The 18,407-nt window shown below is 38.7% G+C and carries 16 protein-coding genes; 5 read left to right on the top strand and 11 right to left on the bottom strand.

The features are described from left to right. Nucleotides 1-208: 208 nt before the first annotated feature. From A3Q33_RS19845 to A3Q33_RS19835, 3 genes are all read right to left on the bottom strand, one after another. Complete coding sequence (locus A3Q33_RS19845; RefSeq protein ID WP_081181784.1) at nucleotides 209-1,897, bottom strand: putative bifunctional diguanylate cyclase/phosphodiesterase; 1,689 nt, start codon at nucleotides 1,895-1,897, stop codon at nucleotides 209-211. Nucleotides 1,898-1,961: 64 nt separating this feature from the next. Beyond that, a complete protein-coding gene (locus A3Q33_RS19840; RefSeq protein ID WP_081182824.1) occupies nucleotides 1,962-2,387 on the bottom strand; it encodes a response regulator in 426 nt (141 codons plus the stop codon). A gap of 44 nt (nucleotides 2,388-2,431) precedes the next feature. Beyond that, on the bottom strand, nucleotides 2,432-4,204 hold the full coding sequence (locus A3Q33_RS19835; RefSeq protein WP_081181781.1) for a CHASE domain-containing protein: 1,773 nt from the start codon (nucleotides 4,202-4,204) through the stop codon (nucleotides 2,432-2,434). A 632-nt stretch (nucleotides 4,205-4,836) separates the two neighbouring features. On the opposite strand from A3Q33_RS19835, the gene A3Q33_RS19830 reads away from it, so the two are divergent. Together A3Q33_RS19830 and A3Q33_RS19825 are read left to right on the top strand one after the other, a co-directional pair. After that, entirely contained in the window at nucleotides 4,837-5,472 is a 636-nt protein-coding gene (locus A3Q33_RS19830; protein ID WP_081181778.1) for an MlaC/ttg2D family ABC transporter substrate-binding protein, read from the top strand. Nucleotides 5,473-5,710: 238 nt separating this feature from the next. Beyond that, nucleotides 5,711-6,382 (top strand): mechanosensitive ion channel family protein, encoded by a 672-nt coding sequence (locus A3Q33_RS19825; RefSeq protein WP_155866817.1) that lies wholly within the window; start codon nucleotides 5,711-5,713, stop codon nucleotides 6,380-6,382. Nucleotides 6,383-6,600: 218 nt separating this feature from the next. Here the strand turns inward: A3Q33_RS19825 and A3Q33_RS19820 are convergent, their stop codons facing one another. From A3Q33_RS19820 to rimK, 4 genes are read right to left on the bottom strand one after another with little or no spacing between them, the layout of a single operon-like run. Beyond that, nucleotides 6,601-7,488, bottom strand: a complete 888-nt coding sequence (locus A3Q33_RS19820) for a mechanosensitive ion channel family protein (RefSeq protein ID WP_155866816.1) — start codon at nucleotides 7,486-7,488, stop codon at nucleotides 6,601-6,603. Nucleotides 7,489-7,515: 27 nt separating this feature from the next. Further along, nucleotides 7,516-7,947, bottom strand: coding sequence for an ATP-dependent zinc protease family protein (locus A3Q33_RS19815; RefSeq protein ID WP_081181776.1), 432 nt, complete (start codon nucleotides 7,945-7,947; stop codon nucleotides 7,516-7,518). A 16-nt stretch (nucleotides 7,948-7,963) separates the two neighbouring features. Continuing rightward, the gene (locus A3Q33_RS19810; protein ID WP_081181773.1) at nucleotides 7,964-8,986 is read right to left on the bottom strand and encodes a succinylglutamate desuccinylase/aspartoacylase family protein; all 1,023 of its coding nucleotides are present in this window, start codon (nucleotides 8,984-8,986) and stop codon (nucleotides 7,964-7,966) included. Nucleotides 8,987-8,991: 5 nt separating this feature from the next. Next, the gene (rimK, locus tag A3Q33_RS19805) at nucleotides 8,992-9,897 is read right to left on the bottom strand and encodes a 30S ribosomal protein S6--L-glutamate ligase (RefSeq protein WP_081153956.1); all 906 of its coding nucleotides are present in this window, start codon (nucleotides 9,895-9,897) and stop codon (nucleotides 8,992-8,994) included. 137 nt (nucleotides 9,898-10,034) lie between these two features. Between rimK and A3Q33_RS19800 the strand changes: the two genes are divergently transcribed. The 3 genes from A3Q33_RS19800 (at nucleotide 10,035) to A3Q33_RS19790 (ending at nucleotide 15,054) form a co-directional block, all read left to right on the top strand. Next, a complete protein-coding gene (locus A3Q33_RS19800) occupies nucleotides 10,035-10,880 on the top strand; it encodes a LysR family transcriptional regulator (RefSeq protein WP_081181771.1) in 846 nt (281 codons plus the stop codon). A gap of 284 nt (nucleotides 10,881-11,164) precedes the next feature. Continuing rightward, nucleotides 11,165-12,118: a sensor domain-containing diguanylate cyclase gene (locus A3Q33_RS19795; protein WP_081181768.1), complete on the top strand. Its 954-nt coding sequence runs from the start codon at nucleotides 11,165-11,167 to the stop codon at nucleotides 12,116-12,118. 386 nt (nucleotides 12,119-12,504) lie between these two features. After that, a complete protein-coding gene (locus tag A3Q33_RS19790; protein ID WP_081181765.1) occupies nucleotides 12,505-15,054 on the top strand; it encodes an excinuclease ABC subunit UvrA in 2,550 nt (849 codons plus the stop codon). A 230-nt stretch (nucleotides 15,055-15,284) separates the two neighbouring features. Here the strand turns inward: A3Q33_RS19790 and A3Q33_RS19785 are convergent, their stop codons facing one another. The 4 genes from A3Q33_RS19785 to A3Q33_RS19770 all read right to left on the bottom strand — a co-directional run bounded on the left by A3Q33_RS19785 (nucleotide 15,285) and on the right by A3Q33_RS19770 (nucleotide 18,327). Continuing rightward, on the bottom strand, nucleotides 15,285-15,668 hold the full coding sequence (locus A3Q33_RS19785; protein WP_081181763.1) for a VOC family protein: 384 nt from the start codon (nucleotides 15,666-15,668) through the stop codon (nucleotides 15,285-15,287). 29 nt (nucleotides 15,669-15,697) lie between these two features. Next, on the bottom strand, nucleotides 15,698-16,114 hold the full coding sequence (locus A3Q33_RS19780) for a EutQ-related cupin domain-containing protein (RefSeq protein WP_024591393.1): 417 nt from the start codon (nucleotides 16,112-16,114) through the stop codon (nucleotides 15,698-15,700). A gap of 391 nt (nucleotides 16,115-16,505) precedes the next feature. Next, the gene (locus tag A3Q33_RS19775; protein WP_081181760.1) at nucleotides 16,506-17,810 is read right to left on the bottom strand and encodes an NAD(P)/FAD-dependent oxidoreductase; all 1,305 of its coding nucleotides are present in this window, start codon (nucleotides 17,808-17,810) and stop codon (nucleotides 16,506-16,508) included. A gap of 133 nt (nucleotides 17,811-17,943) precedes the next feature. Continuing rightward, nucleotides 17,944-18,327, bottom strand: coding sequence for a VOC family protein (locus A3Q33_RS19770; RefSeq protein ID WP_081181758.1), 384 nt, complete (start codon nucleotides 18,325-18,327; stop codon nucleotides 17,944-17,946). Nucleotides 18,328-18,407 lie beyond the last annotated feature (80 nt).

The raw sequence follows: 18,407 nt of genomic DNA, 5'->3' as shown, positions 1-18,407 counted from the left end.
TTTTAAAAATGTTTTTGTAAAGACTTCTGATTTTTGTAAAGTCTTCAATAAATATATATTTTGAATATACTTATTGGAAAATTAAATCATATACTTAACGTAATTATTCTTATTCTTCAGATTATGTTTTTGTGCCGGTAATTGCAAATTAATTATTGCTGCCAAAGTGATGAAATATAACCTCAATGGCATAGGGCAATAAAATGTATCAGAGATAATTTTCCTCGATGCTCGCGGCCTCTATTGGTTTAGATAAAAAGTAACCTTGTGCACGTTGAATGTTAAGTTTTTGGCATAACTGTAAACTAGGCTCACTTTCAATACCCTCAGCAACTATATTAAGAGCTAACGAGTGCAACATAGCAGAAAAACCTTCTATGAGTGCGCGTGTTTTTGGCTGCTCAGATGCTATCAATAACGATTTATCGATTTTTACGGTGTTAATTGGGAAATTTTGTAAATGTGCCACTGACGAAAATCCACTACCAAAATCATCTAACGAGATACGACAACCTAAATCACTCAGCGCCTCAAGTGTTTTAACCGCTTGTTTACTATTCTCAAGTAAAGCAATTTCGGTTAATTCAAATTCTATTAGCTCAGCTTGTACGTGATATTTTTCCATCATGCTTTTGATGTAACTAACAATTGTTCTATCAGCTAACTGTATGCTCGATAGATTAATCGCCATGGAAAATGATTTACGGTTGCGTAAATTCCAAACTGATATTTGATAGATGGCTTGTTCGATTACCCAGCGGCCAATGTCAAGCATGGCATGGGAACATTCAGCAATTGCAATAAAACTCTCGGGAAAGTACAGTTTATTTTGAAAATTCCACCGTATTAACGCTTCGAAGCCAATAACATTAGTTGTCGCCGTTTCAAATATCGGTTGGTAATGCAATACAAACTCATTGCGTTCTACTGCACCAATTAAATTAGCTTCAACTTGATAACGCTGTAAAAATTGCTCTTGCATTTCTTCTTCAAAAAAGCATATTTGATTTCTGCCCAGCTTTTTCGCACGGTACATCGCTATATCGGCATATTTAAGTAAATCATTTGCATTGATACTATTGTCAGGGTACATGGCGATGCCAATGCTAGCGCCTACTTTTATGACTATACCTGAGACATTAAACGGCTCATCTAAACTGTTTAATACCCTTTGAGTTACTCTAGTCGCATTATCTACAGAATGTAAATTACTTAATATAATAGCGAATTCGTCACCACCTAAACGCGCAAATACTTCATTACCACGCAAACATAGGCTTACTCTTTGTGCTACTTGCTTTAATATTTCGTCGCCAACAGCGTGGCCATGAGTGTCGTTAATAAACTTGAAGTTATCTAAGTCGAAAAGAGTCAAGGCTAATTTTGACTGGTCACGAGGCTTCTGTGTAATATTCATCTGCAAGGCTTCTTCAAACGAGTAACGGTTTGCTAGGCCAGTTAAAGCGTCATGCTCTGCTAATTTTTTTGCTTGTTGGTAACTGCTATGAAGCTGTTGCTCTAACTCATAACGGGCTTTAGATTGCAAAATGGCTCGCTTAAGTCTTGAAGATGTTACTTCAGATTTTAATAAGAAATCTTGCGCGCCAGCCCTAACGCACTTTAATGCCAGTTCGGTTTCTTCAGAGTTACTCAACATGATAATAGCAACACTATATTCTAATGGTGCGTTGCGTAATTCTAGTAATAATTCAATGCCGTCACGCTGTGGCATGCGGTAATCGAGTAAAATTACATCAAATTTTTGCTTGGCGAACGCTGCCAAGCCTTCATCAACAGACTCAGTTTCAACGAAGTCCCAGTGGGTAGTTGACTGATTTAATGTTCGTTTGATGCTTTCGCGATCGACGATATCATCATCAACAATTAAAATGTTCAAAGGTAACTCTCTTTTTTGTATTAGTCATAGTCATAGTCATGAGAATGGGATTTAGTTAACTGATTTAATTTTCTGGAAAGTGGACTATCTTCCAATAACCTTTGAGCATTTTTACAATATCTAAGAAACCTTCACCTACTTGCTCTTTTACAAAGTAACCGGCAATATTTTTTTTGTAGCTCGCGGTCATATCTTCGTCAGATTTTGATGTGGTTAAAACAAAAACAATGCTTTTTGCAAGTTTAGGATCTTGGCGAATTTCATCTAAAAATTCTAAACCATTTAAACGCGGCATTTGTAAATCAAGCAATATAATATAAGGTGAGGGGACTGCGCCGCTGCGCAGCATTTCCAAACCCTCAAGGCCATCAGTAGCTCTTATTATCTTGTTGGCAAGAGACATTTTGTTAAAAGCCCGTGTAACAGACATAGCGTCAATGTCATCATCTTCTATCAAGAGTAGTGTAACTTCTTTTGGTGTATCACTCATTTCATTATCCGTTTGTCTTATTTTAATGGTGTTGCTTAATGTGGTCATTGTTCCTTGGTAATTGGCCATAATACCACTATGGTGGTTCCTGTAATACCGTCAGACTCGATAATTAAACGGCCACCGTAATGTTCAATGGTTTTCTTTGATAATGACAAACCCATACCACTGCCTTCAACTTTATCTCTAGGTCGTAAAGTTTGGAACATCTCAACTGCTTTTTCAAATAATTCTTTAGGGATACCGGGACCGTCATCTTGCACACTAATGTGGTGCATGTCGTCAACGGTTTTGTAGAGAATTTTGATATGCCCAGTTTTCTTATCGTGATGTTTTATAGCATTCGAAATCAGATTTCGTATCACAATTTCTATTGGTGTTTGAGGTAAAAGTAATACTTGCTTTTCAACCGATAAATTAAACGTTGTAGGGTGATCTAGCAGACTAAATATTTCTTGAGCTATTGCCTTTAAGTCTATTGGCTTAGGTTTAAATTCTTGGCGTCCAATACGGGCATAATCGAGTAAATCATCAAGCAATTTATTCATTCTTTCACAGCGATTATTTAATAATTTTAAATGCTCTTTAGAACTATCAGGCAATATACTTTCACAATCTTCACTGATCCAACTGACTAATTTTCGCATAGCATTTAACGGTGACTTTAAGTCATGGGATGCTATATAAGCAAATTGTTCAAGATCTTGATTCGACTTAATTAAACGTCGGGTATTAATTTTTAGCTCTCGGGTAATTTCGTCAGCATAAACAAGAGCTTGCTTGTTTGAACGAGAAAGTACAACAAACAAAGCTAAAAGCAAAAGATCAATCACAATACCGCCAGCCAATATAAAGTAAGGCTGGTTTGAACCTGAAGCCTCACGAAAATTTAAATTAGAACTGATGGTAAATTGCCATTGTCGGCCATAAAAACTGACATCAATTTTGTCGGTAAACTGAGGCTTTGGATCTATTTTATCAGCCAGTGAATTATCCATGTCGTCGTATAAAGACTGGCCTGTATCGCTAATTTTTAAGCTAACATGACGTTTGTCAACAGCTAACGTACCAGAAATAAGTTTAGACATGATAAAAGGAGCATATGTTACCCCTTGAATGGATTCTTGTCGGGTACTTACTGAGTTATGTAACATTCCTTTTTTGTAAAATGGGGCATAAAATAGAAAGCCAGGGGTTTTTTTCGCGTCTTGTACTAAGGTAATAGGGCCGGTTAACTGCGCTATACCCGTATCTCTGGCATTTTTAACACCATAATATCTGTTTTCTTCAAACGCCACGTCTAAGCCAACGGCCTGCATATTCGTTGCTATTGGCTCAATATAAGTAATCGGCCAAAGTTCGTGTTCGTTGTGCGGGGGTTTTATACTAAAATTGGGTCGGCTTTCCTGATGCTTTTCAATAAAGCTATTACGTTGCTCGGTTTTAACATTATAAATTATGCCTAAGCCATTGATACCGGGATAGGTCTTGTCTATACGAAGACTATTACTGTAGCTTTTCCATTGCTGATCAGTAATATCATCTTCACTTGCATCTACAAAAGCAACCGCACCCCATAAAGCGTGTTCGTATAATTGCATTCTTTCTTTAACAAGTAATATTACATGTAAAGATTCGCGTTCAAAACGCTCAGTTATTTTTTTATTTACTTGCTCTGAAGCTACATACCAGGCACCAATCGTCAATATGGAAGAAAGCGCTAATATTAACCAATGAATACCGTGAAAACGGCTAGAGTCAATGAGTTTCTGCCGCTCAATGTCAGAATGCGTTACTTGTGTCGCGTTATTCTTCATTCATTGTTTCTCGATATGTAGTGTTAAATACTTCAGGTAAATATACCCACCTGTCCTTGGTACAAAAATAAATAAACTGCAACCTTAATGACTATGACTACCTTAACGAGTAGTTAAGATGTTGATATGTCAAATCCCAAATTTGTAGACTACATTAGACCAGTAACAAAGCTAATTATATCACTAAGATAATATATAAATCAGGGTATTACTAGAATATTGATTTTATAATACAATGCTAGGGAGATATTTAACCTTGATGATACTTTACTGCCAGTTGTTGAATGTAAATGTTGAATGTGAATGTTGAACACAACACACGTTTAACATGTTTTATTAATAACTAGTACGAGCGCAGTAAACTTAAAGATCATAAAAATAGCGTAAGATTAATCTTACTTTTGTTTTTAGAACGCTTAACCCCGAACCTAGCTTTTAGTTATTTAATCAGTTTTAAGTCTAACTTAATGGAATATAGAAAGTTTTAACATTAAAATCAAACTTTAGATGTTTTATTTGTTAAATCATATGGTTTAATTAATTTATTTGATTAACTTGAATGAATTAATGCGTTTGCTTGTGTGTCACTAATCTTTATAATTGTATGTATATATTATTTATTGAGCAACAAAATGAAATCCAAACGGGCTATCAATACTAATCTGATCAGTGTTGTTATAATTACTATGGCGCTTTTAATCTCTGCGACTGTTTTTGCGTCAACTGAAGATGCTAAATCCAAAGTACAGGCGGTATTTAGTCAGGTTGAAGTTTCGCTAATTAAATTAAAGCAAACTGAAGCATTAACCAAAGCAAATATTAGAGATGTTTTAAGTCAGTATTTATTACCCGAGGTTGATGCTCGTTACTTTACTTACAAAGTGCTAAATAAAAATATGCCTAAGGTGCCAGATGAGCTCAAAGAAGCTTTTATAAGTGAATTATCACTGCAGCTTATTAACACCTACAGTAACTTATTAAATAAATACAATAATGAAGTTATTAATGTCGGTCAAAGTACACTTTCTAAAAGTGGCAAATTGGCGATGGTTGATGTCACTATTGTTGGAAAAACTAAAACTAATAAGGCGGTTGTAAAATTATTACAGTCAAATGAGCAAAACTGGCTGTTTTTTGATATTGAGGTTGAAGGCATAAGCTTATTACAAACTAAGCAAGCAGAAATAAACGCAAGTTTTAACAAGTTAGGTGTAGAAGGCACCTTGTTACATTTACAAAAAATCAATCAAAAAGTGGTTGATGGTTAGTTAACGTTTAGCTGATTACAAATTTAGCTTACTCATATTAGGCAGTTAATAACGTTAACAATTATCAAGCACAGATAAGGTCATTATTATTTTATATTTGGACACTATAGTTGAATTTTTAATCCAACATAAATTTACATTAACAGTATTTTTTATTATTGTTTTTTTTACTGTAAAAGCAATAATAATCAAACTGATAAAAAGAAAATCGAAGAAAAGTAAAAGATTAAAGATTAATATGGTAAATAATATATTTACGTTATTAGTTATTATTCTTATTTTTAATATTTGGTCGAGTGAAATACAAAAGTTTGCTTTTTCAATCGCCGCCTTTATTGTCGCAATCGTACTTGCAACCCGAGAATTTATTCAATGCTTTATTGGCTTTATATATATTTTATCAAGTCGTCCTTTTCGCATTGGCGATTGGATACAAGTAGGTAAGTATTATGGTGAAGTACACTCTAGTGACTGGGCAAAACTGACGCTTTTAGAGGTTAATAAGCACGATTACCAATATACAGGTAAAACGTTATATGTGCCTAATAGCCAGTTAATTACCTCTGTTATAAAGAACCTTAACTTCTTAAAACGCTATGCAATGCATCACTTCACCATCGTGCGAGATGACAGCGTTAACCCCTTTGTTTTTATTGATACGCTGCATGAGAAAGCAAATCTATATTGTATTGAATTTAAAGAAGTGGCTATGCGCTACAATCAATTAATAGAAAATCGTTTAGATATCAAGATTGCTGGCCCTGAGCCACATATTCAAATATCTACTTCTGAACTGGGTGATACTCAGGTGGTGTTTTCAATTTTTTGTCCGACAGAGAAAGCGCTTGGAATAGAGCAGAAATTGACTGCTGATTTTATGGCATTGTGGTTCGAAAATAAAAAGGATTAACTGAGACCCTGTAACAATATCTGTTCTAAAGTTACTTCAGTTATTATTAGCTAAATATGAACTAAATATGACTGGCCATCATTAAATCCTGATGAACAGTCATATGTATTTATACCAATCTCATCTCACCGCTAATTATTGGGTAATAATAAATATTAATTAGCTGTGCTTAAAACGGTGTCAAACCGTTTTGTTTGAACCGTTATGTGATCCGTTAGTTAATCCGCTTGTACTTCACTTTTGATTAACTTTAGCGAACCGTCAATATGTATGTCACGTTGTGGGTAGGCGACCACGATATCATTTTGTTCAAATAACTCTTCCAAGCGAAATCTTACATTGCTTTTTGCGACCCTTAATCCTGTTTCAGCACGCGAACTAATCCAAAAAGTCACTTGAAACATTAACGCATTGTCGCCAAAATCATCGAAAGTTACCAAGGGTTTAGGTTCGGTAAGTGCTTCAGGTTGTTCAGTAGTAGCTTGCAGAATTAATTCAGCTACTTTTTTTGCGGGTGAACCATAGGCAACACCCACAGAAACTGAACAGCGTACAAACTGGTCTACTAAGGTCCAGTTCACAACGGTATTTTCGAGCAATTTACTATTAGGAATGAGTAAATGAACACCATCTATACGTTTAATACGTGTTGAACGGGTATTTATTTCTTCTACTAAACCCTTGGTATCTTCAACTTCTAAAAAATCACCAATGCGAATAGGGCGTTCCCACATTAATATCCAACCACTAATAAAGTTATTGATAATGTTTTGTGCACCGAAACCAAAACCAATGGCAATAGCGCCAGATAAAAACGCAAAGGCGGCAATCGGCACATTCATAAAATCTAATATGCTAATAATGATAACCGCTATGGCGATAACGAATAAAATACGTTCGATTAAATGAATGACATTTGGATCAGTTTTTTTACTTCTCAAACGTTTACTGATTAATTTAATTAGCCATTTACTTAATAACAAGCCGATCATAATCATTAGCGGTATAAAGAGGATATCGCCCAAAGTGACAGCTTGATCTGACACATTAACTACGTTAAATGTCAGTAATGCTGTTATTTGTTCTACTATCTGTTCAAATGTCATACTATCTCCTCAATAAATGGAAGTAAGTTAAGAACTTACAAATACTTTTGATGGATCAACTAGAAATTTAGTACCAATGGCTTCTCGGCCAAATAACATTAAGTAACTCATGTCTGAGCGATCAGTTAAGGTTATTTCAATTGGCCAAAGTGTTTCACCCAGTTGTACTGGTGTTGATATTACATAACGTTGCTCAGAGGTACCATTTGAAGATTTAACTCTTCTGATATCGTGCATCGGCGCTTCACAAGAAACTATTTCATCAACATTGTAAGCGTCCGGGTGTAGGTCAAACCTCACCATTATTTTGCCATTTTTTTTAAACTTTACAATGTTATCCACATGTAGAGAGGAGGTTTTAGCTCCGGTATCTACGCGTACCTGTATATCTGTTATTGCTAACTCAGGTAGCGCAATAGTTTCCAAACGGCCAATAATTGCTTTTTGCTTTTTAGTCATATTACGTTACCTTCTTTTACATGCTGCTTTGCGGTAATAAGTTATCTTGAGAGCTCTCTATTTGTTGGGAGATATGTTTATCATCTTCTTCAAAATAGGCAATATGGAACATAGCTTCACCTTCTTGCACCAAAGGGATGTTTTGTTGACCAATTAATATACCAGCTCTACTCGCTTTAACTACATCTAAAATATCGCCATAAGGGCTACCAATTTCAGCTAAAATATCACCTTTTTTAATTTGGTCTCCCAATTTAACACGATGATTTACAATACCACTGCCATTCGCACGCAACCACTGACTGCTGTTAGCAACAAACGGCTCAATTACTTTTTTACGCGTAACTGACGCCTTACGCATGCCTAAATGTTTTAACACGTTAGTAATGCCTTTCATGCCAGCACGAATTGAATACTCATCAAAACGCAATGCTTCACCGGCTTCATAAAGTAGCACTTTGGTTTTATGTTTTACGGCTGCTTCTCTTAAAGAACCATCAATAATGTTGGAATTCAATACTACGGGTACGCCAAACACCATGGCGAGCTCTTTAGTATCGGCACAAGACAAATCAGCGCGAATTTGCGGTAAATTTGAACGGTGAATTGCCCCTGTGTGTAAATCAATACCGTAGTCACAATGTTTAACAATTTCATTAAGAAAAATGTGTGCTATTCGACCAGCCAGTGAACCTTTTGCTGAGCCAGGAAAACATCGGTTAAGATCTCTTCGGTCAGGCATATAGCGGCTTTGGTTAACAACACCATAAACATTGACCATAGGTACAGCTATTAATGTTCCATGGGTGATCCTAAATTTCTTCTCGCTGATTAAGCGACGGATAATTTCAATACCATTTAATTCGTCACCATGCACTGCAGCGCTTATAAAAATAGTAGGGCCCGGTTTTTTTGCTCGAATAATATGAACAGGTAAAGAAACGTTAGCATCGGTGTATAACTTGGCGACAGGTAATTCAATTTTACGCTGTTCGCCGGGTAATATTTCAAACTCACCAATTTTTAAAATGTCCTTCATTATGATTACCCTTTACCGCGAGTTTTATTAGCATGTGGCTTGGCATTTTTCTCTAAAAATTCAAAAATCATACCGGCAATGTTTTTACCTGTTGCTTTTTCTATGCCTTCTAAACCTGGAGAAGAGTTAACTTCCATCACCATAGGACCATTCTGTGAACGCAATAAGTCAACACCACACATGTTTAAGCCCATTGCTTTTGCCGCACTAATCGCTGTATCGCGCTCAGCTTTTGATAATTTAACTACTTCAGCACTACCGCCGCGATGTAAGTTTGAACGGAACTCACCTTCAGCGCCTTGACGTTTCATGGCTGCAACCACTTTACCGCCAATAACTAAACAACGTATATCAGCACCACCAGCTTCTTTAATAAACTCTTGCACTAAAATGTTGGCTTTTAAGCCCATGAACGCTTCGATAATAGCTTCTGCAGCTTTTGCTGTATCGGCTAAAACAACACCAATACCTTGAGTACCTTCTAATAATTTAATTACAACGGGTGCACCACCAACGTTTTTGATTAAATCTTTAGCGTTATCTGGCTTGCTAGCAAAACCCGTACGCGGCATACCAATGCCTTTACGTGACAATAACTGTAATGAACGTAATTTATCGCGAGAACGACTAATAGCAACAGACTCATTAATATTAAAGGTGCCCATCATTTCAAATTGTCGAGCAACAGCCGTGCCGTAAAATGTTACTGAAGCACCAATACGTGGAATAATAGCATCGTACATCGGTAATTCTTTACCGTGATAACGCACTTTTGAGTTGCTACTAGTGATATCCATATAACAATGCAAAGTGTCAATAACATCAACTTCATGACCCATTGCTTCGCCTGCTTCTTTTAAACGTTTTGTAGAATATAGATTTTTATTTCTTGATAAAATTGCAACTTTCATAATTATATGTCCGACTTTCCCACTTTTATAAATAAAGTGAGGTAAATGTGTAAGTAGAGTGTATAGTCATGCTTTGAAATAATAAAACGCAATATTTTGACTGGTTTAATCAAAAAAATTGATTAGAGAGGGTTTTTATGAAATTTGAATTATTAACAACATTTTTAGAAGTAAGCCGAACTTTACATTTTAGGGTGGCTTCTGAAAATCTTTTTATTACCCAATCAGCGGTTAGCGCAAGAATAAAGTTATTAGAAGATGACTTGGGTGTTTTGCTGTTCGACCGCAGTCATAAACATTTAAAATTAACCACTGAAGGACACCGGTTAATAAAGCATGCCAATGAAATTCTGTTTATGTGGCAAAAAACCAAGCACGATGTTGGCGTAGCTGAACATGATGCTATGCAACTTGCTATTGGCTCAATGAATTCCATTTGGGATATTGTTTTACAAGGTTGGTTGCAAAAAATTCATCGTAATTTAGACAGCGTGAGTTTATTTACCAGTACTTATTCGCCAATGGAATTAAGAAAGAATGTTATCAACCGCACCGTTGATATTGCATTTTTATTTGAACCACCATTTATCGAAGACTTGGTGACAGAAAAAGTAGCCACGGTACCTCTGCACCTAGTAACAACTGATCCTGAACATATTGAAGGGGTAAATGTAGATAATTACATTATGGTGGATTATGGCGAGTCGGTTAATACCCTACATATGCGTGAATCTCAAGATGGGGCACCAGCTAAACACTTTATGAGCCAACCACGTATCGCCTTAAATTATATTTTACAAGCGGGTGGTAGTGCGCACTTGCCTAGGCAAATGACTTTTGAACAGGTAGAAGCTAATAAGTTATTTGTGGTAGAAAGTGCTCCGGTTTATCATCGAGAAATATTTGCTGTTTATTTAGCGAAAAGTCAAAAAACCGAAATTATTAAACAAGCGATAGGGTTATTTCCGCATTTACCGGTCTAAAGCAGTAATAATTGGTGTGCTGATAGTCAGGGAAATATCTAATGATTTTTATATCCCAAGAAATACTAAGCAAGTATAATATTGCAGATGGACTTAATTCAGTTTTAGATACAGGGTGTATTAATCTTTAGAGAGCTGAACTGATCTTGCAATAACTGGAGAACTTATGTTTTACACTAAGCTATTGTGATTGGGGCTTCATATAGCCTATTATTCAAGGACATTACGAAAAAGGCATTTTTCTCCTCGTAATCTATCACTTTTAATAAAATTTCGGACAATGAATGAAAAAGCCTGACTTTCCTGAAGATGAACAAGCACGCCTTGAAACGCTTCAGCTATTGAATATTTTAGATACGCAGCCTGAAGAAAGATTTGATAGGCTTACACGTATGGCAAAAAAAATGTTTAATTTGCCAATGGCTGTTGTTAGCCTAGTTGATAAAGACCGCATATGGTTTAAGTCCTGTGTTGGCTTGCCTGTTAGCGAAGCACAGCGCGATATTTCTTTTTGTGGGCATGCCATTTTAGGAACAGAAGTTTTCATTATTCCTAATACCTTGGAAGATGAGCGCTTTGCAAACAATCCTTGGGTTACTGAAGATCCTAAGGTGCGTTTCTATGCTGGTTGTCCTTTAAAAGCAGTTAATGGCAGCAATATTGGCTCACTTTGTCTTATTGACACTATACCAAGAAAATTTGAGAAAGATGATATTCAGGCCTTGATTGACTTAGCTGCGATGGTGGAAGGTGAGTTATCAGCACTACAAATGGCAACTATGGATAAGCTGACTAATATCTCTAACCGGCGCGGTTTTATGATATTAGCTGAACAAGTTTTATATGGTTCTCTTCGTCATGAAACAGCTACAACCTTAATATTTTTTGATTTAGATAAATTTAAAACAATTAATGACACTTATGGCCATGCAGCAGGCGATAATGCTTTAATATTATTTACTGATATATTGAAAAGTACGTGCCGTGATTCAGATGTCTTTGCTCGTTTAGGGGGAGATGAATTTGCAGTTTTGTTAACAAATACAACAACGTTAATTGCAAAAGAGTTTATTCAACGTTTTAAGGACTCATTAGAACAAGTAAACAGCACTGAAAGTTCTGAGTACAACATAACATTTTCACATGGTATTGTAATGTTCGACCCTGAAAAACATGCATCAATAGAGGAACTGCTTGAAGATGGTGATGCTTTGATGTATCAGGAAAAACATAACTAATATTACAATGCCAACCTCTGATTGGCCTTTTATTATTTTTTTATTATTTAATGATGAGTCATGCTATTTAGCATTTGCTAATGACCCATGTTTTAATCCAATGAGTTTATATCAACAGTTCAGTAATCCACAAACAGTCTGATTTTTGGTGAGAAATTGCGATTTTGATAATAGATTGTCATGCTTACCATGCGCCATCACAAACACTCGCTAATATCATTTGAATTAGGCAAGCGATCAATTCCCTTGGTATAAGTGTGCTACTAGATATATTCATCGACAGTGGTTTGGGTATGTTAAGATCGTATTAAATCAGTCCTAGAGTTTGGTTAATGCAGCCAAGCGGATTAAAATTGTAAAGCACAATAAAACGGAGTAACAGTTTTATGGCCATCACAAAAAAAAATTCCCCCCTCGAACGAAATAAGATCAAAGCTATTTCCTGTGATCCCGACCACTGTATTCAGGTGCGAGGTGCGCGTGTTCATAACTTGAAAAATATTGACGTTGATTTACCGCGCAATGCACTGGTGGTTTTTACTGGTATTTCTGGCTCAGGAAAGTCGTCGCTGGCTTTTGGCACCTTGTTTGCGGAATCACAACGTCGTTACCTCGACTCTGTGTCGCCCTATGCGCGACGTTTGATTGACCAAGTTGATGAACCGGACGTCGATGCCATCGAAGGACTGCCGCCAGCGGTCGCACTTCAACAACAACGGGGTACGCCGTCGGTGCGTTCATCTGTGGGTAGTGTTACCACGATTTCTAATGCGCTACGTATGCTCTACTCGCGGGCGGGGAAGTATCCCCGTGGCCAGAATATATTGTATGCAGATGCGTTTTCACCAAATACGCCGGAAGGTGCGTGTGCCCGTTGCCATGGTATTGGCCGTGTTTTTGAAGTGACGGAAAAGCTGCTCGTTCCCGACGATACCAAGACGATTCGAGAACGCGCCATTGCTGCTTGGCCACCGGCGTGGCAAGGTAAAAATCTGAGCCGCATATTGGTTACCCTCGGCTATGACATTGATAAACCGTGGAAGTTGTTACCGAAAAAAACGCGCGATTGGATCCTGTTTACTGAGGAGGCACCTGTTGTACCTGTCTATCCAGAGTACAATTTTGCACAAATTAACGCGGCAATAGAAAGCGGTGAAGCGCCTCATTACATGGGCAAGTTTGCCAGTGCTAAAAGCTTTATTTTACAATCATTTGCTACCACACAAAGCCTGCGCACTAAAAAACGTGTTGCCCAGTTTATGCAAATTTCAGAGTGTCCAGATTGCCATGGCAAGAAACTTAAAACTGCATCGTTATCGGTGAAGTTTGCTGGCCTCGATATTGGTGAATTGTCGCAGTTGACGTTAACCGAACTCGCTAGATTGTTGGGAGATGCCGCTAATGTAAATCCGGCAGACAGTGAACTACATCCAGAAAAAGCCATTGTTGCTCAGCGAATTTCCCGCGATATTTTATCCCGTGTTGAAGCACTCACGCGACTAGGTTTGGGGTACCTGTCACTCGAACGCAGTACGCCAACCTTGTCGCCAGGCGAGCTACAACGTTTGCGCTTGGCAACACAAATTCGATCGAAGCTGTTCGGCGTTGTCTATGTGCTCGATGAACCGTCGGCAGGTTTACATCCTGCTGATACTCAAGCATTGTTAGGTGCGTTGGATGAACTGATACTTGCAGGTAATTCTTTATTCGTCGTTGAACATGACGTCAGTGTTATTCGCCATGCAGACTGGATTGTGGACGTTGGGCCAGAAGCGGGAAGCCATGGCGGCGAAGTCATTTACAGTGGTCCATTTGACGGTTTTCGAGATATGAGTAACTCACACACTAGCCGCTTCCTTTTCAGGCCTAATGCTAAAGCGAAACACACACCACGGCAGCCGTCAGATTGGTTGAAGTTAGCGGGTATAGAGCGAAACAACCTTCAAGGGCTTAATGTTGATTTTCCGCTGGGCGTAATGACGACTGTTACGGGGGTATCAGGTTCGGGCAAGTCAAGCTTGGTGAGTCAAGCACTGGTTGAACTTGTTTATGATGCGCTGGGACAGAAAAATATTGTTGACGCACCTAATGGTGAGGCCGAACTACTGGAACGGGAGCTTGAAACGATAACGGACGGACAGATTATTGATGGAATGCAGCATGTACGAAGACTGGTGACCGTTGACCAGAAAGCGATTGGTCGGACGCCACGCTCAAACCTTGCCACTTACACTAGCCTGTTTGATCACGTGCGTAAGTTGTTTGCCTCGACCCGAAAATCGAAAGCCCGTCGCTATGATGTTGGGCGTTTTTCGTTCAATGTGGTTAAGGGGCGCTGCTCGAATTGTGAAGGGGTCGGTTTTATTAGCGTAGAGCTGCTGTTTCTTCCTAGCGTCTATTCACCTTGTCCGATTTGCCGTGGTCAGCGATATAACGATAAGACGTTAGAGATCACCTATCGGGAGAAAAACATCGCTGAAGTGCTTGATCTGACCGTCGAAGCTGCGCATCATTTTTTTGCTGATGAAGCGCCAGTGTTGCGGGCATTAGATGCATTGCTGCAAGTTGGACTGGGCTATTTACGGCTCGGACAACCGGCAACTGAATTATCGGGAGGCGAAGCGCAGCGGATCAAACTCGCCACTGAACTGCAGCGCACGCAACGTGGTGATACGCTTTACGTACTCGATGAACCAACCAATGGCTTGCATCCCGCAGATGTGTCTATGTTGATGGCGCAATTGAACGGACTCGTTGATGCCGGTAACACCGTCATCATGGTCGAACATGATATGCAGGTTGCCAGCAACAGCGACTGGGTTATCGATATTGGCCCCGGCGCTGGTGATGAAGGTGGGCTGATTGTTGCTCAAGGTCCACCAGCGAAAGTCGCTAAGTCGAAGACCAGCCGAACCGCGCCTTTCATGTTGTCGTAGTGCGAGAAGTAACTAGGCTATTTGAAAATAGAAAAGAATCGCTGTTATGGCACTCAAAGTGAAGAGGAAGTCAGCGCTGTGAATTACTGACTTGCACTGTAATACCCGATATAGGTCCACTGGTATAAGTCAGTATAAATGATGATATGTCTTTAAAGTAAAAAACACCGATTAAATCGGTGTTTTTTCTCACGACTATTTTTAATAGCTATAAGTAACTTACGCTAACGTTACGCTGCTTTAAAACAATATACAGCAAGTTTATTACCGTCCAAATCACGCGTGTAAGCTGCATAAGCATGAGGTGCCCAATCGCGAGTACCTGGTGCGCCTTCATCAGGACAACCCGCCGCTAAAGCTGCGGCGTGAAAGGCATCGATAGCCGCACGATTAGGTGCTTCAAAGCTAACCATAGTACCGTTACCCACAGTTGCAGGCTGGCCGTTGGCAGGTTTTAGGACAAAGAAAGAAGGTGCGTCTACGCCCCAAATTGAACCATTTTCATCTAAATCGGCAATGCGCTTAAGACCAATGGTGCTTAAAACGGTGTCGTAGAAGGCGCGGGCTTTGTTTAAGTCGTTAGTGCCAAGTGTTGTATGTGTATATATGCTCATAGTGTATTCCTCAGAAAAATTAATAAAAGTTATTTAGGTGTAAACATGCTATCTGCGGTGCGGTGTGCGGTATAAACGGCTTCACCATCACTTTCGGCATCAAATATAACGGTAACATTAGGGGTGAATAGAACAACGTCACCTACTTCTGCTACATATTTGTTACCTTGTAAGTCGCGCATCACAATCTTGCCTTTGGTGATGACTTTATATTCGACAAATTCATAAACAAATTCGAACTCAACGCCAGGTTGCATGGCAAAAAAGCCTACGGTTAAGCCATTTGAATTATCGGTGACAGTCACTTCTGCCATCTGACTTTTTAGGTTATTAACTTCAAGTAAGCCCGCTAGATCGTTTAACTTAAACGTACCCGCTTTAAACAGTTGAATACTCGGCTCTTGAGCTAGTTTAGTCGCATTATTTTCATTTACAGACAGAGTCATTTTTTAATCCTAATATGGTGTACTGAAAAATCAGTATCTATAAATCGTGTGTTGATTTTAATACTATAGAGCCGATGCATTGCTGCTGTCTGACTCATGGCGGCTACTTTACATTGTTTATGAGAAATGATAACCACCATAAAAATCAAATGACTTTTACTTGGAGGTAACAATCATAAAAACATTGAATGTCAGGGTTTTATCAGGTTAACGGGGGGAATTTTGGCAAGGAATAAAGTGGTACAGTGATTGAGTGGCTTAGCTGGTGGGTTAAAATACGAGAAAAGTGAGGACCGTTTTTAAGCATTAACGCCGCGGTGATCAAGTTACCGCGGCGTTATTTAGAAGCTGCTTTAGGTTTAGTTAACGTTTAGGGAATTTTAAAATAACCTTAATGTAACTTCATTTTAGGACGCACGACGCGCAATATTTTTTCGCTGATCCACAAGGCAATGGTTTTAGCACTGCCGTGAATAGCGCGCTGATGCATGCGATATAATGAAAGATACATAAAGCGAGCAATTTTACCTTCAATAAAAAAGCTATTACTGGTCAGGTTGCCCATTAAATTCCCCACCGTGCTATAGCGCGATAGGTTAACTAACGAGCCATGATCGTTATATTCAAATTCATGAAGAGGTTGTTTTTTTAATGTCGCAAGTAAATTTCTTTCAATACATTGCGCCATTTGATGCGCCGATTGCGCGCGCGGCGGTACTTGTTTGCCATCGGCTTGGGTAAAGGCGCAGCAATCACCTAAAACAAAAATATTGTCATCAACCGTGCTTTGTAAAAATTGGTTTACTTGTATTTGATTACTGCGAGTGAGCTCAAAAATACCTAAGTCTTTGATAAAGTCAGGTGCTTTTATACCCGCGGCCCATAACATAATATCAGCATTAATCATTTCGTCTTCTTGGGTAATAAAGCCTTGCTCGGTCGCCTCTTTTACTTGTGTATGTTCACGTACATTAACGCCTAATTTTAATAGCTCGCGTTTTGCACTGGTCGCTATGCGCTCAGGTAAGGCTGGTAAAATACGGGGGCCGGCTTCAATTAAATGAATATGTAAACGATTAGCTGACATATTCGTTAAGCCGTATAGCTTCAACAACTCAGAGACATGATAGAGCTCAGCTGAAAGCTCTACACCTGTGGCACCGCCGCCAACAATAGCAATATTGAGCGATTGTTGTTGATTATCGTCTTGGTGTAGGCGAGTAAAGCTGTCGAGTAATGAGTGCTGAAAGCGCTCAGCTTGTTGATTTGAATCTAAAAAGTAGCAATGCTCTTTTATACCTGGGGTATTAAAGTCGTTACTTACGCTGCCTACGGCAATAACCAGATGATCATAAGATACACTGCGCTCGGGTAAAATAGTGTGGCCTAACTCGTCATAAAGTGGCGCGAGGGTAATGGTTTTATTGCTTTGGTCAATATTACAAAATGTACCCAGTTGAAAACGGTAATGATGCTTAGCGGCATGAGCCGAATAAACAACACCATCTAAATCGGGGTCAATAGAGCCGGTTGCTACTTCGTGCAGTAACGGCTTCCAAATATGGGTACGATTTTTATCAATCAGCAGTATATCGGCGTGCTTTTTTTTGCCTAGCTTGTGGCCTATTTGGGTGGCTAGCTCTAATCCGCCAGCACCACCACCAATAATGACGATTTTAGGTGTACTAATACTCATAATGTTGTCCTAAAAAATAATTTAAAATAACCTAAAGTCTATAACTTATTCATGAGAAAACGGCCTGAAAGCCAGAATGGCTAACAGACCGTTGTCATTATAATGTAAGATCAACTGGATCTAGTATTATAAATTACGCTGCTTTAAAGCAGTAAACAGCAAGTTTGTTACCGTCCAAATCACGCGTGTAAGCTGCATAAGCATGAGGTGCCCAATCGCGAGTACCTGGTGCGCCTTCATCAGGACAACCAGCCGCTAAAGCCGCTGCGTGAAAAGCATCGATAGCTGCACGATTAGGTGCTTCAAAGCTAACCGTAACGCCATTACCAACACTGGCAGGTTGGCCATTCGCTGGCTTTAAAACAAAGAACGATGGTGCGTCTACGCCCCAGATTGAACCATTTTCATCTAAATCAGCAATGCGCTTTAGGCCAATAGTGCTTAAAACGTTGTCGTAGAAAGCGCGAGCCTTGTTTAAATCTTTAGTACCGACAGTTACATGAGTAAATACGCTCATTTTATTTCTCCGTTTATAAAAGTAAAAGTGAATTATTTTCTGATCGAATATAGCGGATAGATTTTCTTTAAATCGCTACG

The sequence above is a fragment of the Colwellia sp. PAMC 21821 genome (assembly GCF_002077175.1).
In the GTDB taxonomy this organism is placed as follows: Bacteria; Pseudomonadota; Gammaproteobacteria; order Enterobacterales; family Alteromonadaceae; genus Cognaticolwellia.
This window is presented reverse-complemented; position numbering and strand designations above follow the sequence as displayed.

What these genes read in the sequence shown, in the direction of transcription:
- A3Q33_RS19840 (WP_081182824.1), bottom strand. Translation starts at nt 2,387, where the DNA reads ATGAGTGATACACCAAAAGAAGTTACACTACTCTTGATAGAAGATGAT.
- A3Q33_RS19835 (WP_081181781.1), bottom strand. Translation starts at nt 4,204, where the DNA reads ATGAAGAATAACGCGACACAAGTAACGCATTCTGACATTGAGCGGCAG.
- A3Q33_RS19830 (WP_081181778.1), top strand. Translation starts at nt 4,837, where the DNA reads ATGAAATCCAAACGGGCTATCAATACTAATCTGATCAGTGTTGTTATA.
- A3Q33_RS19825 (WP_155866817.1), top strand. Translation starts at nt 5,711, where the DNA reads ATGGTAAATAATATATTTACGTTATTAGTTATTATTCTTATTTTTAAT.
- A3Q33_RS19820 (WP_155866816.1), bottom strand. Translation starts at nt 7,488, where the DNA reads ATGACATTTGAACAGATAGTAGAACAAATAACAGCATTACTGACATTT.
- A3Q33_RS19815 (WP_081181776.1), bottom strand. Translation starts at nt 7,947, where the DNA reads ATGACTAAAAAGCAAAAAGCAATTATTGGCCGTTTGGAAACTATTGCG.
- A3Q33_RS19810 (WP_081181773.1), bottom strand. Translation starts at nt 8,986, where the DNA reads ATGAAGGACATTTTAAAAATTGGTGAGTTTGAAATATTACCCGGCGAA.
- rimK (WP_081153956.1), bottom strand. Translation starts at nt 9,897, where the DNA reads ATGAAAGTTGCAATTTTATCAAGAAATAAAAATCTATATTCTACAAAA.
- A3Q33_RS19800 (WP_081181771.1), top strand. Translation starts at nt 10,035, where the DNA reads ATGAAATTTGAATTATTAACAACATTTTTAGAAGTAAGCCGAACTTTA.
- A3Q33_RS19795 (WP_081181768.1), top strand. Translation starts at nt 11,165, where the DNA reads ATGAAAAAGCCTGACTTTCCTGAAGATGAACAAGCACGCCTTGAAACG.
- A3Q33_RS19790 (WP_081181765.1), top strand. Translation starts at nt 12,505, where the DNA reads ATGGCCATCACAAAAAAAAATTCCCCCCTCGAACGAAATAAGATCAAA.
- A3Q33_RS19785 (WP_081181763.1), bottom strand. Translation starts at nt 15,668, where the DNA reads ATGAGCATATATACACATACAACACTTGGCACTAACGACTTAAACAAA.
- A3Q33_RS19780 (WP_024591393.1), bottom strand. Translation starts at nt 16,114, where the DNA reads ATGACTCTGTCTGTAAATGAAAATAATGCGACTAAACTAGCTCAAGAG.
- A3Q33_RS19775 (WP_081181760.1), bottom strand. Translation starts at nt 17,810, where the DNA reads ATGAGTATTAGTACACCTAAAATCGTCATTATTGGTGGTGGTGCTGGC.
- A3Q33_RS19770 (WP_081181758.1), bottom strand. Translation starts at nt 18,327, where the DNA reads ATGAGCGTATTTACTCATGTAACTGTCGGTACTAAAGATTTAAACAAG.